The sequence below is a fragment of the Paenibacillus sp. FSL R5-0345 genome (assembly GCF_000758585.1).
Classification (GTDB): Bacteria; Bacillota; Bacilli; order Paenibacillales; family Paenibacillaceae; genus Paenibacillus_AQ.
Window position 1 is genome coordinate 134901 of sequence record NZ_CP009281.1, and the last position, 15700, is coordinate 150600.

The following is a 15700-nucleotide window of genomic DNA, read 5'->3' on the forward strand; positions in this document are numbered from 1 at the left end:
ATAATAAGAGGAGACTAACATGTATTTGGTATATGCCGACGGGCAAGGAAACGTATATGATCATCCTGAACTGTACGGGCTAGCCCGTAGTGGGGATATGATCGTTGAAATACTGGAGGAAGAGTTGATTCCGCTGCCTGAAGGCGCTACTCTTGTGGGCTTGCCTAGTACACGGGCGGTGGGTATGGATCCTGAAACCGGTGAAATGATGTCGCTGCCAGATGGTTCGCAGGCTGTAGGGGCTTTGTTGCCTCAGGGCTATACTCGCTTGTGTCTTCCTGGCTATGTGAAGACAGACAAGTCTTACAAGCTTCCTCTGTTTGGGTATTCGGCTGTAGTGTGGAAGGATGGCGGGTTCTATGTTGCGGCGGACCCAACAGATAATCCGGAAAAGTGGAATCCACTGAACTGTGATAAACAGGACCTTGAGGTAAGTGTTGGTGAATTAACTGCCAAATATCCTGATAACCGTCTCTATGAGCATCTTTCTAACTGTGCGCTTGGTTATGAATGCCTCACTTCCTCCAATACCTTTTTAGGTCGTTGGGAGGGCGGCGTGCCTGTCTCTTATTCATGTAATGCTGGATGTTTTGGCTGTATTTCTGAGCAACCTGATGATAGTGGTTTTGTATCTCCGCAGACTCGGATGAATTTCCGACCAACCGTCAATGAAATTTCACAAGTTATGCTGGAGCATTTGACCACGCCTGAATCGATAATCAGTTTTGGACAAGGCTGTGAAGGAGAACCTTCTACGCAGGCAAAACTTATTATAGAAGCAATTCGTGAAGTGCGCTCAATTACTGACATGGGCTACATCAATATCAATACCAATGCTGGCTTAAGCGATCATATTCGTGGAATCGTCGATGCTGGGCTGGATTTGATGCGTGTCAGCACGATCAGTGCCCTAGATGATCATTACAATGCTTATTACAAACCGCGTGGCTACACATTGGCTAATGTAGAGAAGTCTTTAAAATATGCAGCCTCGCAAGGTGTATACACATCGATCAACTATCTGATATTCCCTGGAGTGACTGATCGCGAGGAAGAGATTGAAGCGATGGTAGAGTTTGTAAGACGAACGGATCTGAAGCTTATTCAAATGCGTAATCTGAATATTGATCCTGAGAGTTATTTGGAGTTAATCCCCCCTGCTAAGGGTGAAATTCTTGGCATGAAGACGATGCTGGAAATTTTCCGGGATGAATTGCCGGATGTTGTTATTGGTTCCTACACGCATGTACCGCCGGCAAATATGGCTCGAGTAAAGCAACGGCAACTCAACATATAATAGAGTGAATGTACCAATGAATTACCAATGAAACATATTGATCATTTGAATTTTTCGTGCTAAAATACCACAGTGTAATCATATAACTCTGGGTCCGCATGAGGCTTAGGGCATGAGAGGTGAAATTCAAAATGCAAGCAGCAATTCAACCAAAGTATAACTTAACTAAGGTAACCTGCGCGTGTGGCAACTCTTTCGAAGCTGGCTCTGTTAAACAAGAGCTTCGTGTTGAAATTTGCTCCAGCTGCCATCCTTTCTTCACTGGCAAGCAGAAGTTCCTGGATGCCGGCGGTCGCGTTGATAAATTCAAGAAGAAATACGGTATCTAATTGGAATAGCCGCTTAGCGGCTTAATGGTTAGATCGAGCCCCCAGCTTTCTCGCTGAGGGGCTCATTTTATGTCTTGGAGTTGATTTTTGTCTGATCGTGAGCTATACTTATCTTCGCCGTGCTAGACGGGGAGGTAGCGGTGCCCTGTAACTCGCAATCCGCTGTAGCGAGGTTGAATTCCTGTTAGAGGTGCTATCGATGTGAGGCCTTGGTTCCTACGGGCTGTGTTGACGGTTGGGTCCTCCGCAATGAGTGCTTATGAACCTGGTCAGGTCCGGAAGGAAGCAGCCATAAGTAAGTTTACTCTTGTGCCGGAGGGTGGCCTAGCCCGAGCAGTCATGTAGGGTTGCCGCTTGGATCGTAGTCATCAATAACAGGTGCACGGTTTATATTTCTGTTTATAACAGCATCTTTGCGGGACTGACCCCATAACATGAGACAAATCAAAACACCTTCAAGAGAATGGAACCTTGTCGTAAGATAAGGAGATCATCTTGGAGGTGTTTTTGCATTGGCAACCAGAGTAAGTTATCCCGTGGAAATAAAGATGAAAGCTATAGAAATGAGATTAGCAGGAGTACCTGTGAAAGAGGTTATGGAGCAGCTCGGAATACGGAATAAGACACAGCTAAAGACATGGATGAGATGGAATCGAAATGGTGAACGACATCGTTTGGAGCAGCCGGTGGGTAAACAGTACAGCTATGGCAAAGGTCCGGAGGACTCTTCGGAACTCGAAAAAGTAAAGGCAGAGAACCGATTCTTAAAACAACAATTAGATCTGCTAAAAAAGTACGAGGAGTTGGAGAGGAGGTGGAACCAGAGGCCGTTATTGCCTGGATTGAATCCATTCGAAACGAAGTGACGGTGTCTGAGGCTTGTAGATGGCTCGGAATCGCAAGAACGACTTACTACCGCTGGAAAGCAGCTGTGGGGACAAAGCATACAGACAAACTGGTGGAGAAAATCCGGGAGCTTTGCATCCGTCATAAATTCCGCTATGGGTACCGAAAAATCACGGCGCTCCTTCGGATAGAGCAGAGTATAAATCATAAGCGAGTCCAGCGGATCATGCAGTGTGAGGGGCTTCAGTGCCGCGTGAGGATGAAAAAACGAAAGGTGACTGGGCAATCTGTACACTCCTTTGAAAATCTGCTCAAGCGACAGTTTCATGCAGAAGCACCTCTGCAAAAACTCGTCACGGACATTACCTATTTGCCATTTGGCGGGAAGATGTTGTACTTCTCCAGCATTCTAGACTTGTACAATGGTGAGATTGTGGCTTACAGTATAGCAGATAAACAAGATACCTCTTTGGTGTTGGATACATTAAATCAACTTCCAAAGCAGAAAAAGATGTTGTTGCATAGCGACCAGGGCAGCGTGTATACGTCCTTTGCGTACCAGGAAGCTGTAAAAGGAAAAGGCATTACCATGAGCATGTCCCGTAAAGGAACGCCCGCTGATAATGCCCCCATTGAATCGTTTCATTCCACTCTAAAGTCTGAAACGTTCTACCTCGAAGATCTCACATCTACAACGACTGCAATCGTTGTAAAGACCATTCGAGACTACATCATTTACTATAACTCAATTCGAATTCAAGCGAAACTAAATAACCAGTCACCGATGGATTTCCGGCGACTGGCTACTTAAACTTGTAAGGTGTTTTGATCCCTGTCTCACAAACGGGGGTCAGTCCCTTGCCACAAGCAAAGATGCTTTTTGTTTTTGGTCAATAGCCGATGAATATAGTATAATAAATTTGCGACAAATGCCGGGAAAGAGGCAGCCTAAGAGAGGGTAATGCATAGTGGAACATATCGCGCTGTACCGTGCTTGGCGGCCGCAGTCGTTTCAAGACATGGTTGGACAACAGCACATTATCCAAACGCTGCAGAACGCAATTCGTGAACAGCGGGTTTCGCATGCCTATCTGTTCAGTGGTCCGCGCGGAACGGGTAAGACAAGTGCTGCTAAAGTCTTAGCGAAAGCGGTCAATTGTGAACGAGGGCCAGGTCCGGAGCCTTGCAACGAGTGTCCTTCCTGCTTGCGAATCACTGCGGGCAATGTGATGGATGTGCAGGAAATAGATGCGGCATCGAACCGGGGTGTAGAAGAAATTCGTGATCTCCGGGATAAGGTGAAATATGCACCTACCGAGGTGCGCCGTAAAGTGTATATTATTGATGAAGTGCATATGCTGACAACAGAAGCATTTAATGCGCTATTAAAGACATTGGAGGAACCGCCGTCACATGCAATGTTTATCCTTGCGACTACGGAACCTCATAAATTACCAGCGACGATCATCTCTCGTTGTCAGCGCTTTGATTTCCGTAGAGTAGCTTTGGAAGAACAGACAGCTCATCTAAGCGCTATCTGTGAGAAGGAAGGGATTACAGCCGATGTTAACGCATTGCAGTATATTGCCCGTCTTTCTGATGGAGGTATGCGTGATGCAGTGAGTTTGCTGGATCAGATTTCATCTTTTACAGATGGCAAAGTTACGTACGAACAAGTGCTTGGGATGACCGGAGGGATACCCTCTGAGCAATTTGCACGTCTTGCAACTGCTATCCTGGAAGGTGATATGGGTCTTCTTCTGGAGCTTGTTGAACAGCTTATGCATGAAGGTAAGAGTGCTGATAAATGTCTAGAGAATCTTATGTATTATTTCCGTGATTTATTGATGATTAAGATGGTACCCGGGGCCGACCAACTGACTGAGCGAGTGCTTAATCCCGCCGAGTTTAAAGATATGGCCACCGCATTTTCTCGGGATCGTCTGTTTCAGATCGTTGATACACTTAATAAGTACCTAGGTGAAATGAAGTATGCTACACATCCGCAGACGTTGTTTGAGGTTGCGTTGATGAAGCTTTGTAGCTTGCAGCAAGATGAAGGTGAGACTGTAACAGCTGCTCCGTTAGGTGCATTACAGCCTGGATCAGGGGCAAATGCTCCTGTGGTTCACTCTGGCGAATTGGATCTGCTCAAGAAACAGATTGCTGCGCTGGAAAAAAAGCTGGAACAGGCGTTGCAGTCTGGCGGCGTTTCTGGAGGTGGGCGAGATGGTGCCTCTTCTGCGAAATCGCATCCGGCTCCAAGTTCTGCGCCGAGAATCTCTGCAAGCTCTAAAATGCCTCCAAATGTAGATAAGTTCATTGCTGGTAAGGATAGTCCTGATTTTGCAGCTATCTACAAACAGTGGAGTCTTGTCTTGCAAGGGGTAAAAGAGGAGAAAGTAACGGTTCATGCGTGGTTTGTAGACGGTGAGCCTGTATCAGTAATGGACGATGCAGTGCTTGTTGCATTCAAGAACACGATTCATCGCGATACAACGGAGAAGCCGGCCAACAGACAGGTCATTGAGAATGTGTTTGCAGCACGTCTTGGTAAACCTTATAAACTGGTAACTATTATGCAACGCGACTGGAACGAAGCTGCTCAGAAGTCAGTGGGACAGCCTGGCAAAGAAGAGTTACGGCTAGAACATGAACATGACACTGCAGAAGCGAAATCTGAACCTTGGATTGATGAGGCTATCCAGCTTTTTGGAGAAGACCTTGTTGTCATAAAAGAGTAATGTAAGCATACTAGCGCAGATAGCGCATCCCAAAGGAGAGATGATGTATGAATAATATGAACCAAATGATGAAGCAAGTTAAGAAAATGCAGGAGCAAATGCTTAAAGCTCAAGAAGAGCTAGGTGGCAAAGTAATTGAGGGCTCATCTGGTGGCGGTGTAGTTACAGTTCAAGTGAATGGTCACAAAAAATTGCTTTCTATTCAAATTAAGCCGGAAGCTGTTGATCCGGAAGATGTTGAAATGCTGCAAGATTTAGTAATTACTGCGGTTAATGATGCTTTGACTCAAGCTGAAGAGCTTGCAAACAATGATATGGGTAAATTTACTGGTGGAATGAAGATCCCAGGTTTGTTCTAATCACTCACTCCACATTCGTTTAAAGGAGAATAATAAATTTGTATTATCCCGAACCGCTAGCCAAGCTGATCGATGCTTTTACGCGCTTGCCCGGGATTGGGCCTAAGACAGCCGCCCGGTTAGCCTTTCATGTGCTTAACATGAAAGAGGATGACGTCATTGATTTTGCTAAAGCGCTAGTAAGCGTCAAACGTAATCTTCATTATTGCTCTGTCTGCTGTAATATTACGGATACTGACCCGTGTAAGATATGTCAGGACAAAACTAGAGATCCTTCAGTAATCTGTGTGATCCAAGACTCCAAGGATTTGGTGGCAATAGAACGAACCAAAGAGTTTAATGGGTATTATCACGTTCTTCAGGGTGCGATTTCACCTATGGAAGGTATAGGTCCTGATGATATTCGCTTGAAGGAATTATTGACTCGTTTGAGTGATGAGAGAGTAAGTGAGCTTATCATGGCGACCAACCCCAACATTGAGGGTGAGGCAACGGCGATGTATATTTCTCGTCTAGTTCGGCCGTTTGAGATTAAAATCACCAGAATAGCCCATGGCTTGCCTGTTGGTGGCGATCTTGAATACGCCGACGAGGTTACCTTGTCCAAGGCGTTAGAAGGCCGTCGTGAGCTATTCTAGTAGCTCTAAAGTTGTGTTTTTCAAAAGGAGGCCCCTTGGGCTTCCTTTTTTTGTTCTAAGTTTGTCCCTATTCCGATATGAATGAGAATAACGAGATGTAATTTTGCATCGAAATTATTCTGAGGAGGAATTGGTAATGGGATGGTGGAGCGTGTTGTGGCGGGGCGTAGATAAAGAACAGGGAAGAAGAGAGTCTGAGGGTTGGGAAACGTTATTGGAGGTTCGCAAGGCGCATTCAGAGTGGGAGAGAGCGTACCTAATGTTTGATGAAGCGTTGGGTCAAGATCAAATTGATTACGCTATTTATATCCTGGAGGCGGCAGAGCGTAAATATCAGATACATCTCAAGCATGCAAAAAGCATGGGGTTAAATAGCAGTCAGATGTAGGCACTAGTCAAAAAATATAAGGAGGATTATTATGCTAAGAATGTTAGCTATAGGAGTACTGGTCTTATCGGTTGTGTTGTTGAGTGTAATTGTGTTCCGAAAAAAACTTGGATTTGGATGGCTTAGTTTATTCGGCGCTCATTTGGTGCTAGCTGCGCTAGCGATATATGTAGTGAATTTCTCGGGGTTGATCACACAGGTTCATATTCCATTAAACCCCGCAACCATAGGCGCAGTAACGATTCTTGGCCTTCCAGGAGTAGTAATGTTAATGGGATTAAGAATAATTTTGTTTTAAAGCTTGACGTGGGTTTGAAAAATATGATACATTAAGTCTCGCCCCTTTGGACAAGATGTTGATTAACAACTTGCTGAAACGGTAAGCGAAAAAAAGAAATTAAAAAAAACGCTTGACGAAAACAAAGGTGCTGTGATATATTATAAAGGTCGCTGCTGACAAGCAACGACAACGAAAGATGAGACATTGATCTTTGAAAACTGAACAACGAGTGAGTAGGAAATCACGAAAGTGAAATCCAAAATTAGAGAATTAATTTTCTCGTCAGATGTTTCAAAATGAGCATATCGCTCTTTTCAATACTAATTGGAGAGTTTGATCCTGGCTCAGGACGAACGCTGGCGGCGTGCCTAATACATGCAAGTCGAGCGGAGTTATTTTGAAAGCTTGCTTTCAAAATAACTTAGCGGCGGACGGGTGAGTAACACGTAGGCAACCTGCCCCTTAGACTGGGATAACTACCGGAAACGGTAGCTAATACCGGATAATTTCTTTTTTCTCCTGAAGAAAGAATGAAAGACGGAGCAATCTGTCACTGAGGGATGGGCCTGCGGCGCATTAGCTAGTTGGTGGGGTAACGGCCCACCAAGGCGACGATGCGTAGCCGACCTGAGAGGGTGAACGGCCACACTGGGACTGAGACACGGCCCAGACTCCTACGGGAGGCAGCAGTAGGGAATCTTCCGCAATGGACGAAAGTCTGACGGAGCAACGCCGCGTGAGTGATGAAGGTTTTCGGATCGTAAAGCTCTGTTGCCAGGGAAGAACGTCCGGTAGAGTAACTGCTATCGGAGTGACGGTACCTGAGAAGAAAGCCCCGGCTAACTACGTGCCAGCAGCCGCGGTAATACGTAGGGGGCAAGCGTTGTCCGGAATTATTGGGCGTAAAGCGCGCGCAGGCGGTCATTTAAGTCTGGTGTTTAAACCTTGGGCTCAACCTAAGGTCGCACTGGAAACTGGGTGACTTGAGTACAGAAGAGGAAAGTGGAATTCCACGTGTAGCGGTGAAATGCGTAGATATGTGGAGGAACACCAGTGGCGAAGGCGACTTTCTGGGCTGTAACTGACGCTGAGGCGCGAAAGCGTGGGGAGCAAACAGGATTAGATACCCTGGTAGTCCACGCCGTAAACGATGAGTGCTAGGTGTTAGGGGTTTCGATACCCTTGGTGCCGAAGTTAACACAGTAAGCACTCCGCCTGGGGAGTACGGTCGCAAGACTGAAACTCAAAGGAATTGACGGGGACCCGCACAAGCAGTGGAGTATGTGGTTTAATTCGAAGCAACGCGAAGAACCTTACCAGGTCTTGACATCCCTCTGAATCTGCTAGAGATAGCAGCGGCCTTCGGGACAGAGGAGACAGGTGGTGCATGGTTGTCGTCAGCTCGTGTCGTGAGATGTTGGGTTAAGTCCCGCAACGAGCGCAACCCTTAACTTTAGTTGCCAGCAAGTAATGTTGGGCACTCTAGAGTGACTGCCGGTGACAAACCGGAGGAAGGTGGGGATGACGTCAAATCATCATGCCCCTTATGACCTGGGCTACACACGTACTACAATGGCCGGTACAACGGGAAGCGAAGCCGCGAGGTGGAGCCAATCCCATCAAAGCCGGTCTCAGTTCGGATTGCAGGCTGCAACTCGCCTGCATGAAGTCGGAATTGCTAGTAATCGCGGATCAGCATGCCGCGGTGAATACGTTCCCGGGTCTTGTACACACCGCCCGTCACACCACGAGAGTTTACAACACCCGAAGTCGGTGGGGTAACCCGCAAGGGAGCCAGCCGCCGAAGGTGGGGTAGATGATTGGGGTGAAGTCGTAACAAGGTAGCCGTATCGGAAGGTGCGGCTGGATCACCTCCTTTCTATGGAGAATCGTCTTCTGCAATGAAGACATTCAAATCGGAAGTTAAACTTCCATAATAGAACCTTCGGGTTCGAACACTCACTCGTGTTCAGTTTTGAAAGAGTAAGTCTCTTTCATATGCGTTTGGTGGCGATAGCGGAGGGGTTCCACACGTACCCATCCCGAACACGACCGTTAAGCCCTCCAGCGCCGATGGTACTTGGACCGAAGGGTCCTGGGAGAGTAGGACGCCGCCAAGCGAACAACCACTTTGGTTGATTCACAATATTATATATGTTATATGGGCTTTTAGCTCAGTTGGTTAGAGCGCACCTCTGATAAGGGTGAGGTCGGTGGTTCGAGTCCACCAAGGCCCACCATATAACTTATATCCCTTTATGGGGCCATAGCTCAGCTGGGAGAGCGCCTGCCTTGCAAGCAGGAGGTCAGCGGTTCGATCCCGCTTGGCTCCACCATAATTTTTAAATTCAATACTTTCTTTAACATTGATCCTTGAAAACTGGATACCGAAACGAATTTGCGTTTTAGAACATCTTTTAGCAACTTGCGTAAACAAGTAAATGTTATTAGTGAGATGATTCCAAGAGAGATATCGTATGATATTTTCCTGCGGAAAAATCAAGGTTAAGCTAATAAGAGCACACGGAGGATGCCTAGGCGCCAGGAGCCGACGAAGGACGTGGCGAACAACGAAACTGCCTCGGGGAGCTGTAAGCAAGCTTTGATCCGGGGGTGTCCGAATGGGGAAACCCAGCTGTGGTAATTCGCAGTTACTCACACCTGAATACATAGGGTGTGTAGAGGCAGACCAGGGGAACTGAAACATCTAAGTACCCTGAGGAAGAGAAAACAATAGTGATTCCGTCAGTAGCGGCGAGCGAACGCGGAACAGCCTAAACCTAAGAGCTTGCTCTTAGGGGTTGTGGGACGTCTCACATGGAGTTACAAAGGAATATGGTAGGCGAAGAGGTCTGGAAAGGCCCGCGATAGAGGTGAAAGCCCTGTAGCCTAAACTGTGTTCTCTCCGAGACGGATCCCGAGTAGTGCGGGGCACGTGAAACCCCGTATGAATCCAGCAGGACCATCTGCTAAGGCTAAATACTACCTGGCGACCGATAGTGAAACAGTACCGTGAGGGAAAGGTGAAAAGCACCCCGGAAGGGGAGTGAAATAGAACCTGAAACCGTGTGCTTACAAAAAGTCAGAGCCCTATTAATGGGTGATGGCGTGCCTTTTGTAGAATGAACCGGCGAGTTACGTTTAACATGCAAGGTTAAGTCGAGAAGACGGAGCCGCAGCGAAAGCGAGTCTGAATAGGGCGAATGAGTATGTGGACGTAGACCCGAAACCGTGTGATCTACCCCTGTCCAGGGTGAAGGTGCGGTAACACGCACTGGAGGCCCGAACCCACGCACGTTGAAAAGTGCGGGGATGAGGTGGGGGTAGCGGAGAAATTCCAATCGAACTCGGAGATAGCTGGTTCTCCCCGAAATAGCTTTAGGGCTAGCCTCGGTATAAGAGTAGTGGAGGTAGAGCACTGATTGGGTGCGGGGTCCGCAAGGATTACCAAGCTCAGTCAAACTCCGAATGCCATATACTTATTGCCGGGAGTCAGACAGTGAGTGCTAAGATCCATTGTCAAAAGGGAAACAGCCCAGACCATCAGCTAAGGTCCCCAAGTGTGTGTTAAGTGGGAAAGGATGTGGAGTTGCACAGACAACCAGGATGTTGGCTTAGAAGCAGCCACCATTGAAAGAGTGCGTAATAGCTCACTGGTCGAGTGACTCTGCGCCGAAAATGTAACGGGGCTAAACACACCACCGAAGCTATGGCTAGATACGTATGTATCTGGGGTAGGGGAGCGTTGTATGTGGGTTGAAGGTGTACCGTAAGGAGCGCTGGACAGCATACAAGTGAGAATGCCGGTATGAGTAACGAAAAGATCAGTGAGAATCTGATCCGCCGAAAGCCCAAGGTTTCCTGAGGAAGGCTCGTCCGCTCAGGGTAAGTCGGGACCTAAGGCGAGGCCGAAAGGCGTAGTCGAAGGACAACAGTTTGAAATTACTGTACCACCGTAATCCGCTATGAGCGATGGGGTGACGCAGGAGGGTAGTGACGCGGACTGATGGATATGTCCGTCTAAGCAGTGAGGCTGATGTGTAGGCAAATCCGCACATCATTAAGGCTGGGCTGTGATGGGGAGCGAAAATTGTAGTAGCGAAGGTCATGATCTCACACTGCCAAGAAAAGCCTCTAGCCAGGAGAAGGTGCCCGTACCGCAAACCGACACAGGTAGGCGAGAAGAGAATTCTAAGGCGCGCGGAAGAACTCTCGTTAAGGAACTCGGCAAAATGACCCCGTAACTTCGGGAGAAGGGGTGCCCCGGTAGTGTGAATAGCACGAGGGGGCCGCAGTGAAAAGGCCCAAGCGACTGTTTAGCAAAAACACAGGTCTGTGCGAAGCCGCAAGGCGAAGTATACGGGCTGACGCCTGCCCGGTGCTGGAAGGTTAAGGGGAGTGGTTAGGAGCAATCCGAAGCTATGAACCGAAGCCCCAGTAAACGGCGGCCGTAACTATAACGGTCCTAAGGTAGCGAAATTCCTTGTCAGGTAAATTCTGACCCGCACGAATGGCGTAACGACTTGGGCGCTGTCTCAACGAGAGATCCGGTGAAATTTTAATACCTGTGAAGATGCAGGTTACCCGCGACAAGACGGAAAGACCCCATGGAGCTTTACTGCAGCTTGATATTGAATTTGGGTACGATCTGTACAGGATAGGTGGGAGCCGTAGAAATCGGAGCGCAAGCTTCGGTGGAGGCGCCGTTGGGATACCACCCTGATCGTATCTAGGTTCTAACCTAGTGCCCTAATCGGGTACGGGGACCGTGTCAGGCGGGCAGTTTGACTGGGGCGGTCGCCTCCTAAAGAGTAACGGAGGCGTTCCAAGGTTCCCTCAGAATGGTTGGAAATCATTCGAAGAGTGCAAAGGCATAAGGGAGCTTGACTGCGAGACCTACAAGTCGAGCAGGGACGAAAGTCGGACTTAGTGATCCGGTGGTACCGCATGGAAGGGCCATCGCTCAACGGATAAAAGCTACCCTGGGGATAACAGGCTTATCTCCCCCAAGAGTCCACATCGACGGGGAGGTTTGGCACCTCGATGTCGGCTCATCGCATCCTGGGGCTGAAGTAGGTCCCAAGGGTTGGGCTGTTCGCCCATTAAAGCGGTACGCGAGCTGGGTTCAGAACGTCGTGAGACAGTTCGGTCCCTATCTGTCGTGGGCGCAGGAAATTTGAGAGGAGCTGTCCTTAGTACGAGAGGACCGGGATGGACGTACCGCTGGTGCACCAGTTGTTTCGCCAGAAGCATGGCTGGGTAGCTACGTACGGACGGGATAAGCGCTGAAAGCATCTAAGCGTGAAGCCCCCCTCAAGATGAGATTTCCCAATTAGTAAGACCCCTTGAAGACGACGAGGTAGATAGGTTGGAGGTGGAAGTGCAGTAATGCATGGAGCTGACCAATACTAATCGGTCGAGGGCTTATCCTATACTTAAAATGCAAATTCAATTCGGATTCAGTTTTCAGGGAGTCAAATTCCTGTTTGGATTGCTGTGGTACTGATATCGTTTGGAGAGATACCCAAGTGGCTATAAGGGGACCCTCTGCTAAGGGGTTAGACTGCGTAAGCGGTGCGTGGGTTCGAATCCCACTCTCTCCGCCATTTTCAATCCATAGCATTTCTAATTATTGTGGCGGTGTAGCTCAGCTGGCTAGAGCGTACGGTTCATACCCGTGAGGTCGGGGGTTCGATCCCCTTCGCCGCTACCATAATACCTGGAGGCTTAGCTCAGCTGGGAGAGCATCTGCCTTACAAGCAGAGGGTCGGGGGTTCGATCCCCTCAGCCTCCACCATTATTACTTTTTTAGAAACACTTTTTACACCGTGCCGGTGTAGCTCAACTGGTAGAGCAACTGACTTGTAATCAGTAGGTTGGGGGTTCAAGTCCTCTCGCCGGCACCATTATTACTAATGCGGAACCGTGGTGTAGTTGGCCTAACATGCCTGCCTGTCACGCAGGAGATCGCGAGTTCGAATCTCGTCGGTTCCGCCATTTTTTCCACAAGATTAGGGTGGGAAGTTTAATACTACCACTTTATTTTTATGTCAATTTAATATGGCTCGATAGCTCAGTCGGTAGAGCAGAGGACTGAAAATCCTCGTGTCGGCGGTTCGAATCCGTCTCGAGCCACTTTTCCCTGGGGGATTAGCGAAGTGGCCAAACGCATCAGACTGTAAATCTGCTCACGTACGTGTTCGGTGGTTCGAATCCATCATCCCCCACCATTTATGAGCCATTAGCTCAGTTGGTAGAGCACCTGACTTTTAATCAGGGTGTCGAAGGTTCGAGTCCTTCATGGCTCATCCCAAACAGAAAGTCATCACCATAAGGTGATGGCTTTTTTTGTGTTTTGAAGTTGTATTATAGTAGCGCGCTAATGTAGCGATTAACATAATATAAGAGAATATGCTAAAATAGGCGAAAAGAGCAAAAGTGGTGGAGCATGGTGACTATGGATAGTGAGACATTGCGGAAAAAATTAGAGCAGCTCACCGGAAAGAGAACCGGAATCAAGCAGTTAGGGAGGCAGCATTCAGCTTCTCTTTTTAGCATGGGATTAGAAGCGCAGGATCAGCTGGTAATCCATGAGGGCCATCTCTGGGCACCTTTGTATGAGAGTGACGGACGTATAACCGCCGTTTGGGTAGAAATGGAAGGACTAAGCTCTCTGGAAGTACAATTGGTCAATTATGCAGTTCGGAATTTTGCTATTGCACTTAAAGCTACAGGGCTTAGAGAAGAAGGCGAAGTTGAGGCGCGGCAGCTTGGCGCCTGGTTAAACACAGAGCTAGAGCAAGAGAAGAATGATACTGAGATTCCGGATGAGATGACCTTAAAGGGGCGTCTGTTCGGTGACATGATTCCATTCCTACTTAGTAGTGAGATTGCACACAGCCCACAGATAACTTATCGTTCACTGATGAAATTGTTGCGCAGCTATTTTGAGAACGAAATCCTGCTTATTCCTCTTCAAGAAAAGGAATGGTTAATTTTAGCCCGTAAAGAATTGCTTATGGGCGGGGATGATAAGGATGATGAAGAAGAGAGTGTAGATGATCTTCTAGCACAGACTAGTATGGGTTTACATGAGCTGATAGCAAGTGAATGGGTAGGTGTATTCCATTTGGCGGTGGCTCCGGCTATTGTCCCTGTTAAGGGATTAACAGGATCTGTGGCTTTGCTCAGGGAGACGATTGTACTTGGTCGTATTTTTCAAGTAGGAGAGTATATTCATTTACCTTGGGAGCTGCATTTGGAACGTTTGGTTAACAGCATACCTGACGTACGCCGTAAACAGCTGCTTGGACAAATTGGTGATTATTCCTCTGTACTATCAGATAAAGAAATGCTGCTGACCTTAGAGACTTTCTTCGAGATGGACTGTAATGTAAGTGAAACCGCCAAGAAGCTATATATCCATCGTAATACGCTGCTATACCGTCTGGATAAGATAAAACAAGAGACTGGGGCAGATGTAAGAAGCTTTGGAGACGCTGCTATTGTGAAGCTTACTATGCTTTTGTATAAAGTGACGAAAAGGAAATAGGTTTTTTGTGAACCTTACAAATAGCCATCGTGTCACGACTGGGGTAATATAAATGTACAAGGAAACAGAATTTTTATTTTAACTAATTAATAATTAACTCGAGGGGGAAATACAATGGCAGGCGTACGTTTAGAGCATATTTTCAAAAAATACCCGGGTTCAGATAAAGCGACAGTAATCGATATCAATCTTGATATTAAAGATAAGGAATTTCTAGTATTGGTTGGACCTTCCGGTTGCGGTAAATCCACAACTTTGCGTATGATCGCTGGTTTGGAAGAAATCTCTGAAGGTAAAATGTACATTGGCGATCGTGTAGTTAACGACGTTGCACCTAAAGACCGCGATATCGCGATGGTATTCCAATCCTACGCCCTGTATCCGCATATGAGCGTATACCAAAACATGGCTTTCGGTTTGAAACTTCGTAAAGTGAAGAAGGATGAAATCGACAAGAAAGTTCGCGAAGCTGCTAAAATTCTCGATATCGAGCATTTGCTAGATCGTAAACCAAAAGCGCTTTCCGGTGGTCAACGCCAACGTGTCGCTTTGGGACGCGCTATCGTACGTGATCCACAAGTCTTCTTGATGGATGAGCCTCTTTCCAACTTGGATGCTAAACTTCGTGGTCAAATGCGTGCTGAAATCACTAAACTGGTTAAGCGCCTTGAAACCACTTGTATCTACGTAACGCATGACCAAACAGAAGCTATGACAATGGGTGATCGCATCGTAGTTATGTATGATGGTATCATTCAACAAGCAGCTTCCCCTGAAGAGTTGTACAATGAACCTACAAACTTGTTCGTAGCTGGATTTATCGGATCCCCTACAATGAACTTTATCAATGGTACTTTGTCTGAAGTAAGCGGTTCTATCCGTTTCCGTGCTGAGAACCTTGATGTTGAAGTACCAGGCGGAAAAGCACAAATCATCCGCAACAAAGGTTACATCGGTAAAGAAGTAATCATGGGCGTTCGTCCAGAAGATATCCATGAAGAGCCAGTATTCTTGGAAGCTTCCCCGAACACAATCTTTACTTCATTGGTTGATGTTACTGAAAACCTTGGTCATGAAATGCTCCTTTACTTGAGCGGCCTTGGTAAATCTACTGTAATCGCTCGTGTAGATGGACGTTCCACTACTCGCGAAGGCAGCAAGCCAAAATTGGCTATCGATATGAACAAAATTCACTTCTTTGATAAAGAATCCGAAGCTAACATTTTGTTGGGATAAGATTGTAAAGATCTTTTCTCTCTTGATAAAG

Annotated in this window: 10 protein-coding genes, 10 tRNA genes, 3 rRNA genes and 1 other RNA gene; all 24 read left to right on the forward strand. The window is 47.2% G+C overall.

Features of this window, described 5'->3' with window-relative positions; translation table 11 throughout:
- Nucleotides 1–19 precede the first annotated feature (19 nt).
- The 24 genes from R50345_RS00635 to R50345_RS00750 all read left to right on the forward strand — a co-directional run bounded on the left by R50345_RS00635 (nucleotide 20) and on the right by R50345_RS00750 (nucleotide 15669).
- Nucleotides 20–1297 carry a radical SAM family protein gene (locus R50345_RS00635; protein WP_042123237.1) on the forward strand — a complete coding sequence of 426 codons (1278 nt, stop codon included), beginning with the start codon at nucleotides 20–22 and terminating at the stop codon, nucleotides 1295–1297.
- Between the two features lie 131 nt (nucleotides 1298–1428).
- A complete protein-coding gene (rpmE, locus tag R50345_RS00640; RefSeq protein ID WP_042123239.1) occupies nucleotides 1429–1626 on the forward strand; it encodes a 50S ribosomal protein L31 in 198 nt (65 codons plus the stop codon).
- Nucleotides 1627–1743: 117 nt separating this feature from the next.
- An RNA gene (gene ffs, locus R50345_RS30595) (signal recognition particle sRNA large type) lies at nucleotides 1744–2012 on the forward strand.
- Between the two features lie 126 nt (nucleotides 2013–2138).
- Nucleotides 2139–3283 (forward strand): IS3 family transposase gene (locus R50345_RS00650; protein WP_156114702.1). Its coding sequence is split into 2 segments (ribosomal slippage): nucleotides 2139–2427 and nucleotides 2427–3283, totalling 1146 coding nucleotides; the frame shifts between segments, so codons are not numbered across the junction.
- Nucleotides 3284–3440: 157 nt separating this feature from the next.
- Nucleotides 3441–5216 carry a DNA polymerase III subunit gamma/tau gene (gene dnaX, locus R50345_RS00655; protein WP_042123247.1) on the forward strand — a complete coding sequence of 592 codons (1776 nt, stop codon included), beginning with the start codon at nucleotides 3441–3443 and terminating at the stop codon, nucleotides 5214–5216.
- Between the two features lie 47 nt (nucleotides 5217–5263).
- Complete coding sequence (locus R50345_RS00660; protein WP_036679924.1) at nucleotides 5264–5575, forward strand: YbaB/EbfC family nucleoid-associated protein; 312 nt, start codon at nucleotides 5264–5266, stop codon at nucleotides 5573–5575.
- 38 nt (nucleotides 5576–5613) lie between these two features.
- Nucleotides 5614–6213: a recombination mediator RecR gene (recR, locus tag R50345_RS00665; protein ID WP_042123249.1), complete on the forward strand. Its 600-nt coding sequence runs from the start codon at nucleotides 5614–5616 to the stop codon at nucleotides 6211–6213.
- Between the two features lie 136 nt (nucleotides 6214–6349).
- Nucleotides 6350–6601 carry a DUF2508 family protein gene (locus R50345_RS00670; RefSeq protein ID WP_042123251.1) on the forward strand — a complete coding sequence of 84 codons (252 nt, stop codon included), beginning with the start codon at nucleotides 6350–6352 and terminating at the stop codon, nucleotides 6599–6601.
- A gap of 40 nt (nucleotides 6602–6641) precedes the next feature.
- Complete coding sequence (locus R50345_RS00675) at nucleotides 6642–6899, forward strand: pro-sigmaK processing inhibitor BofA family protein (protein ID WP_375105323.1); 258 nt, start codon at nucleotides 6642–6644, stop codon at nucleotides 6897–6899.
- Nucleotides 6900–7202: 303 nt separating this feature from the next.
- Nucleotides 7203–8760, forward strand: a 16S ribosomal RNA gene (locus R50345_RS00680).
- Between the two features lie 124 nt (nucleotides 8761–8884).
- Nucleotides 8885–9001, forward strand: a 5S ribosomal RNA gene (rrf, locus tag R50345_RS00685).
- A 43-nt stretch (nucleotides 9002–9044) separates the two neighbouring features.
- Nucleotides 9045–9121 (forward strand) — tRNA-Ile (locus R50345_RS00690).
- Between the two features lie 20 nt (nucleotides 9122–9141).
- A tRNA-Ala gene (locus tag R50345_RS00695) sits at nucleotides 9142–9217 on the forward strand.
- 167 nt (nucleotides 9218–9384) lie between these two features.
- Nucleotides 9385–12313: ribosomal RNA gene (locus R50345_RS00700) — 23S ribosomal RNA — on the forward strand.
- The 16S, 23S and 5S rRNA genes sit together here with 10 tRNA genes alongside, the layout of an rRNA operon.
- An 82-nt stretch (nucleotides 12314–12395) precedes the next feature.
- A tRNA-Ser gene (locus R50345_RS00705) sits at nucleotides 12396–12487 on the forward strand.
- A 30-nt stretch (nucleotides 12488–12517) separates the two neighbouring features.
- A tRNA-Met gene (locus R50345_RS00710) sits at nucleotides 12518–12594 on the forward strand.
- An 8-nt stretch (nucleotides 12595–12602) separates the two neighbouring features.
- Nucleotides 12603–12678 (forward strand) — tRNA-Val (locus tag R50345_RS00715).
- A gap of 33 nt (nucleotides 12679–12711) precedes the next feature.
- Nucleotides 12712–12787 (forward strand) — tRNA-Thr (locus tag R50345_RS00720).
- 13 nt (nucleotides 12788–12800) lie between these two features.
- A tRNA-Asp gene (locus R50345_RS00725) sits at nucleotides 12801–12878 on the forward strand.
- Between the two features lie 65 nt (nucleotides 12879–12943).
- Nucleotides 12944–13016 (forward strand) — tRNA-Phe (locus R50345_RS00730).
- Between the two features lie 9 nt (nucleotides 13017–13025).
- Nucleotides 13026–13111 (forward strand) — tRNA-Tyr (locus tag R50345_RS00735).
- Between the two features lie 5 nt (nucleotides 13112–13116).
- Nucleotides 13117–13189, forward strand: a tRNA-Lys gene (locus R50345_RS00740).
- Between the two features lie 149 nt (nucleotides 13190–13338).
- Entirely contained in the window at nucleotides 13339–14433 is a 1095-nt protein-coding gene (locus R50345_RS00745; RefSeq protein WP_042123254.1) for a PucR family transcriptional regulator, read from the forward strand.
- Between the two features lie 114 nt (nucleotides 14434–14547).
- On the forward strand, nucleotides 14548–15669 hold the full coding sequence (locus R50345_RS00750; protein WP_042123255.1) for an ABC transporter ATP-binding protein: 1122 nt from the start codon (nucleotides 14548–14550) through the stop codon (nucleotides 15667–15669).
- The last annotated feature ends 31 nt before the right edge of the window (nucleotides 15670–15700 follow it).

Excerpts from the sequence above, each read along its gene's own strand:
- R50345_RS00660 (WP_036679924.1), top strand. The coding sequence starts at position 5,264 with ATGAATAATATGAACCAAATGATGAAGCAAGTTAAGAAAATGCAGGAG.
- R50345_RS00675 (WP_375105323.1), top strand. The coding sequence starts at position 6,642 with ATGTTAGCTATAGGAGTACTGGTCTTATCGGTTGTGTTGTTGAGTGTA.
- rpmE (WP_042123239.1), top strand. The coding sequence starts at position 1,429 with ATGCAAGCAGCAATTCAACCAAAGTATAACTTAACTAAGGTAACCTGC.
- R50345_RS00635 (WP_042123237.1), top strand. The coding sequence starts at position 20 with ATGTATTTGGTATATGCCGACGGGCAAGGAAACGTATATGATCATCCT.
- R50345_RS00745 (WP_042123254.1), top strand. The coding sequence starts at position 13,339 with ATGGATAGTGAGACATTGCGGAAAAAATTAGAGCAGCTCACCGGAAAG.
- R50345_RS00750 (WP_042123255.1), top strand. The coding sequence starts at position 14,548 with ATGGCAGGCGTACGTTTAGAGCATATTTTCAAAAAATACCCGGGTTCA.
- R50345_RS00670 (WP_042123251.1), top strand. The coding sequence starts at position 6,350 with ATGGGATGGTGGAGCGTGTTGTGGCGGGGCGTAGATAAAGAACAGGGA.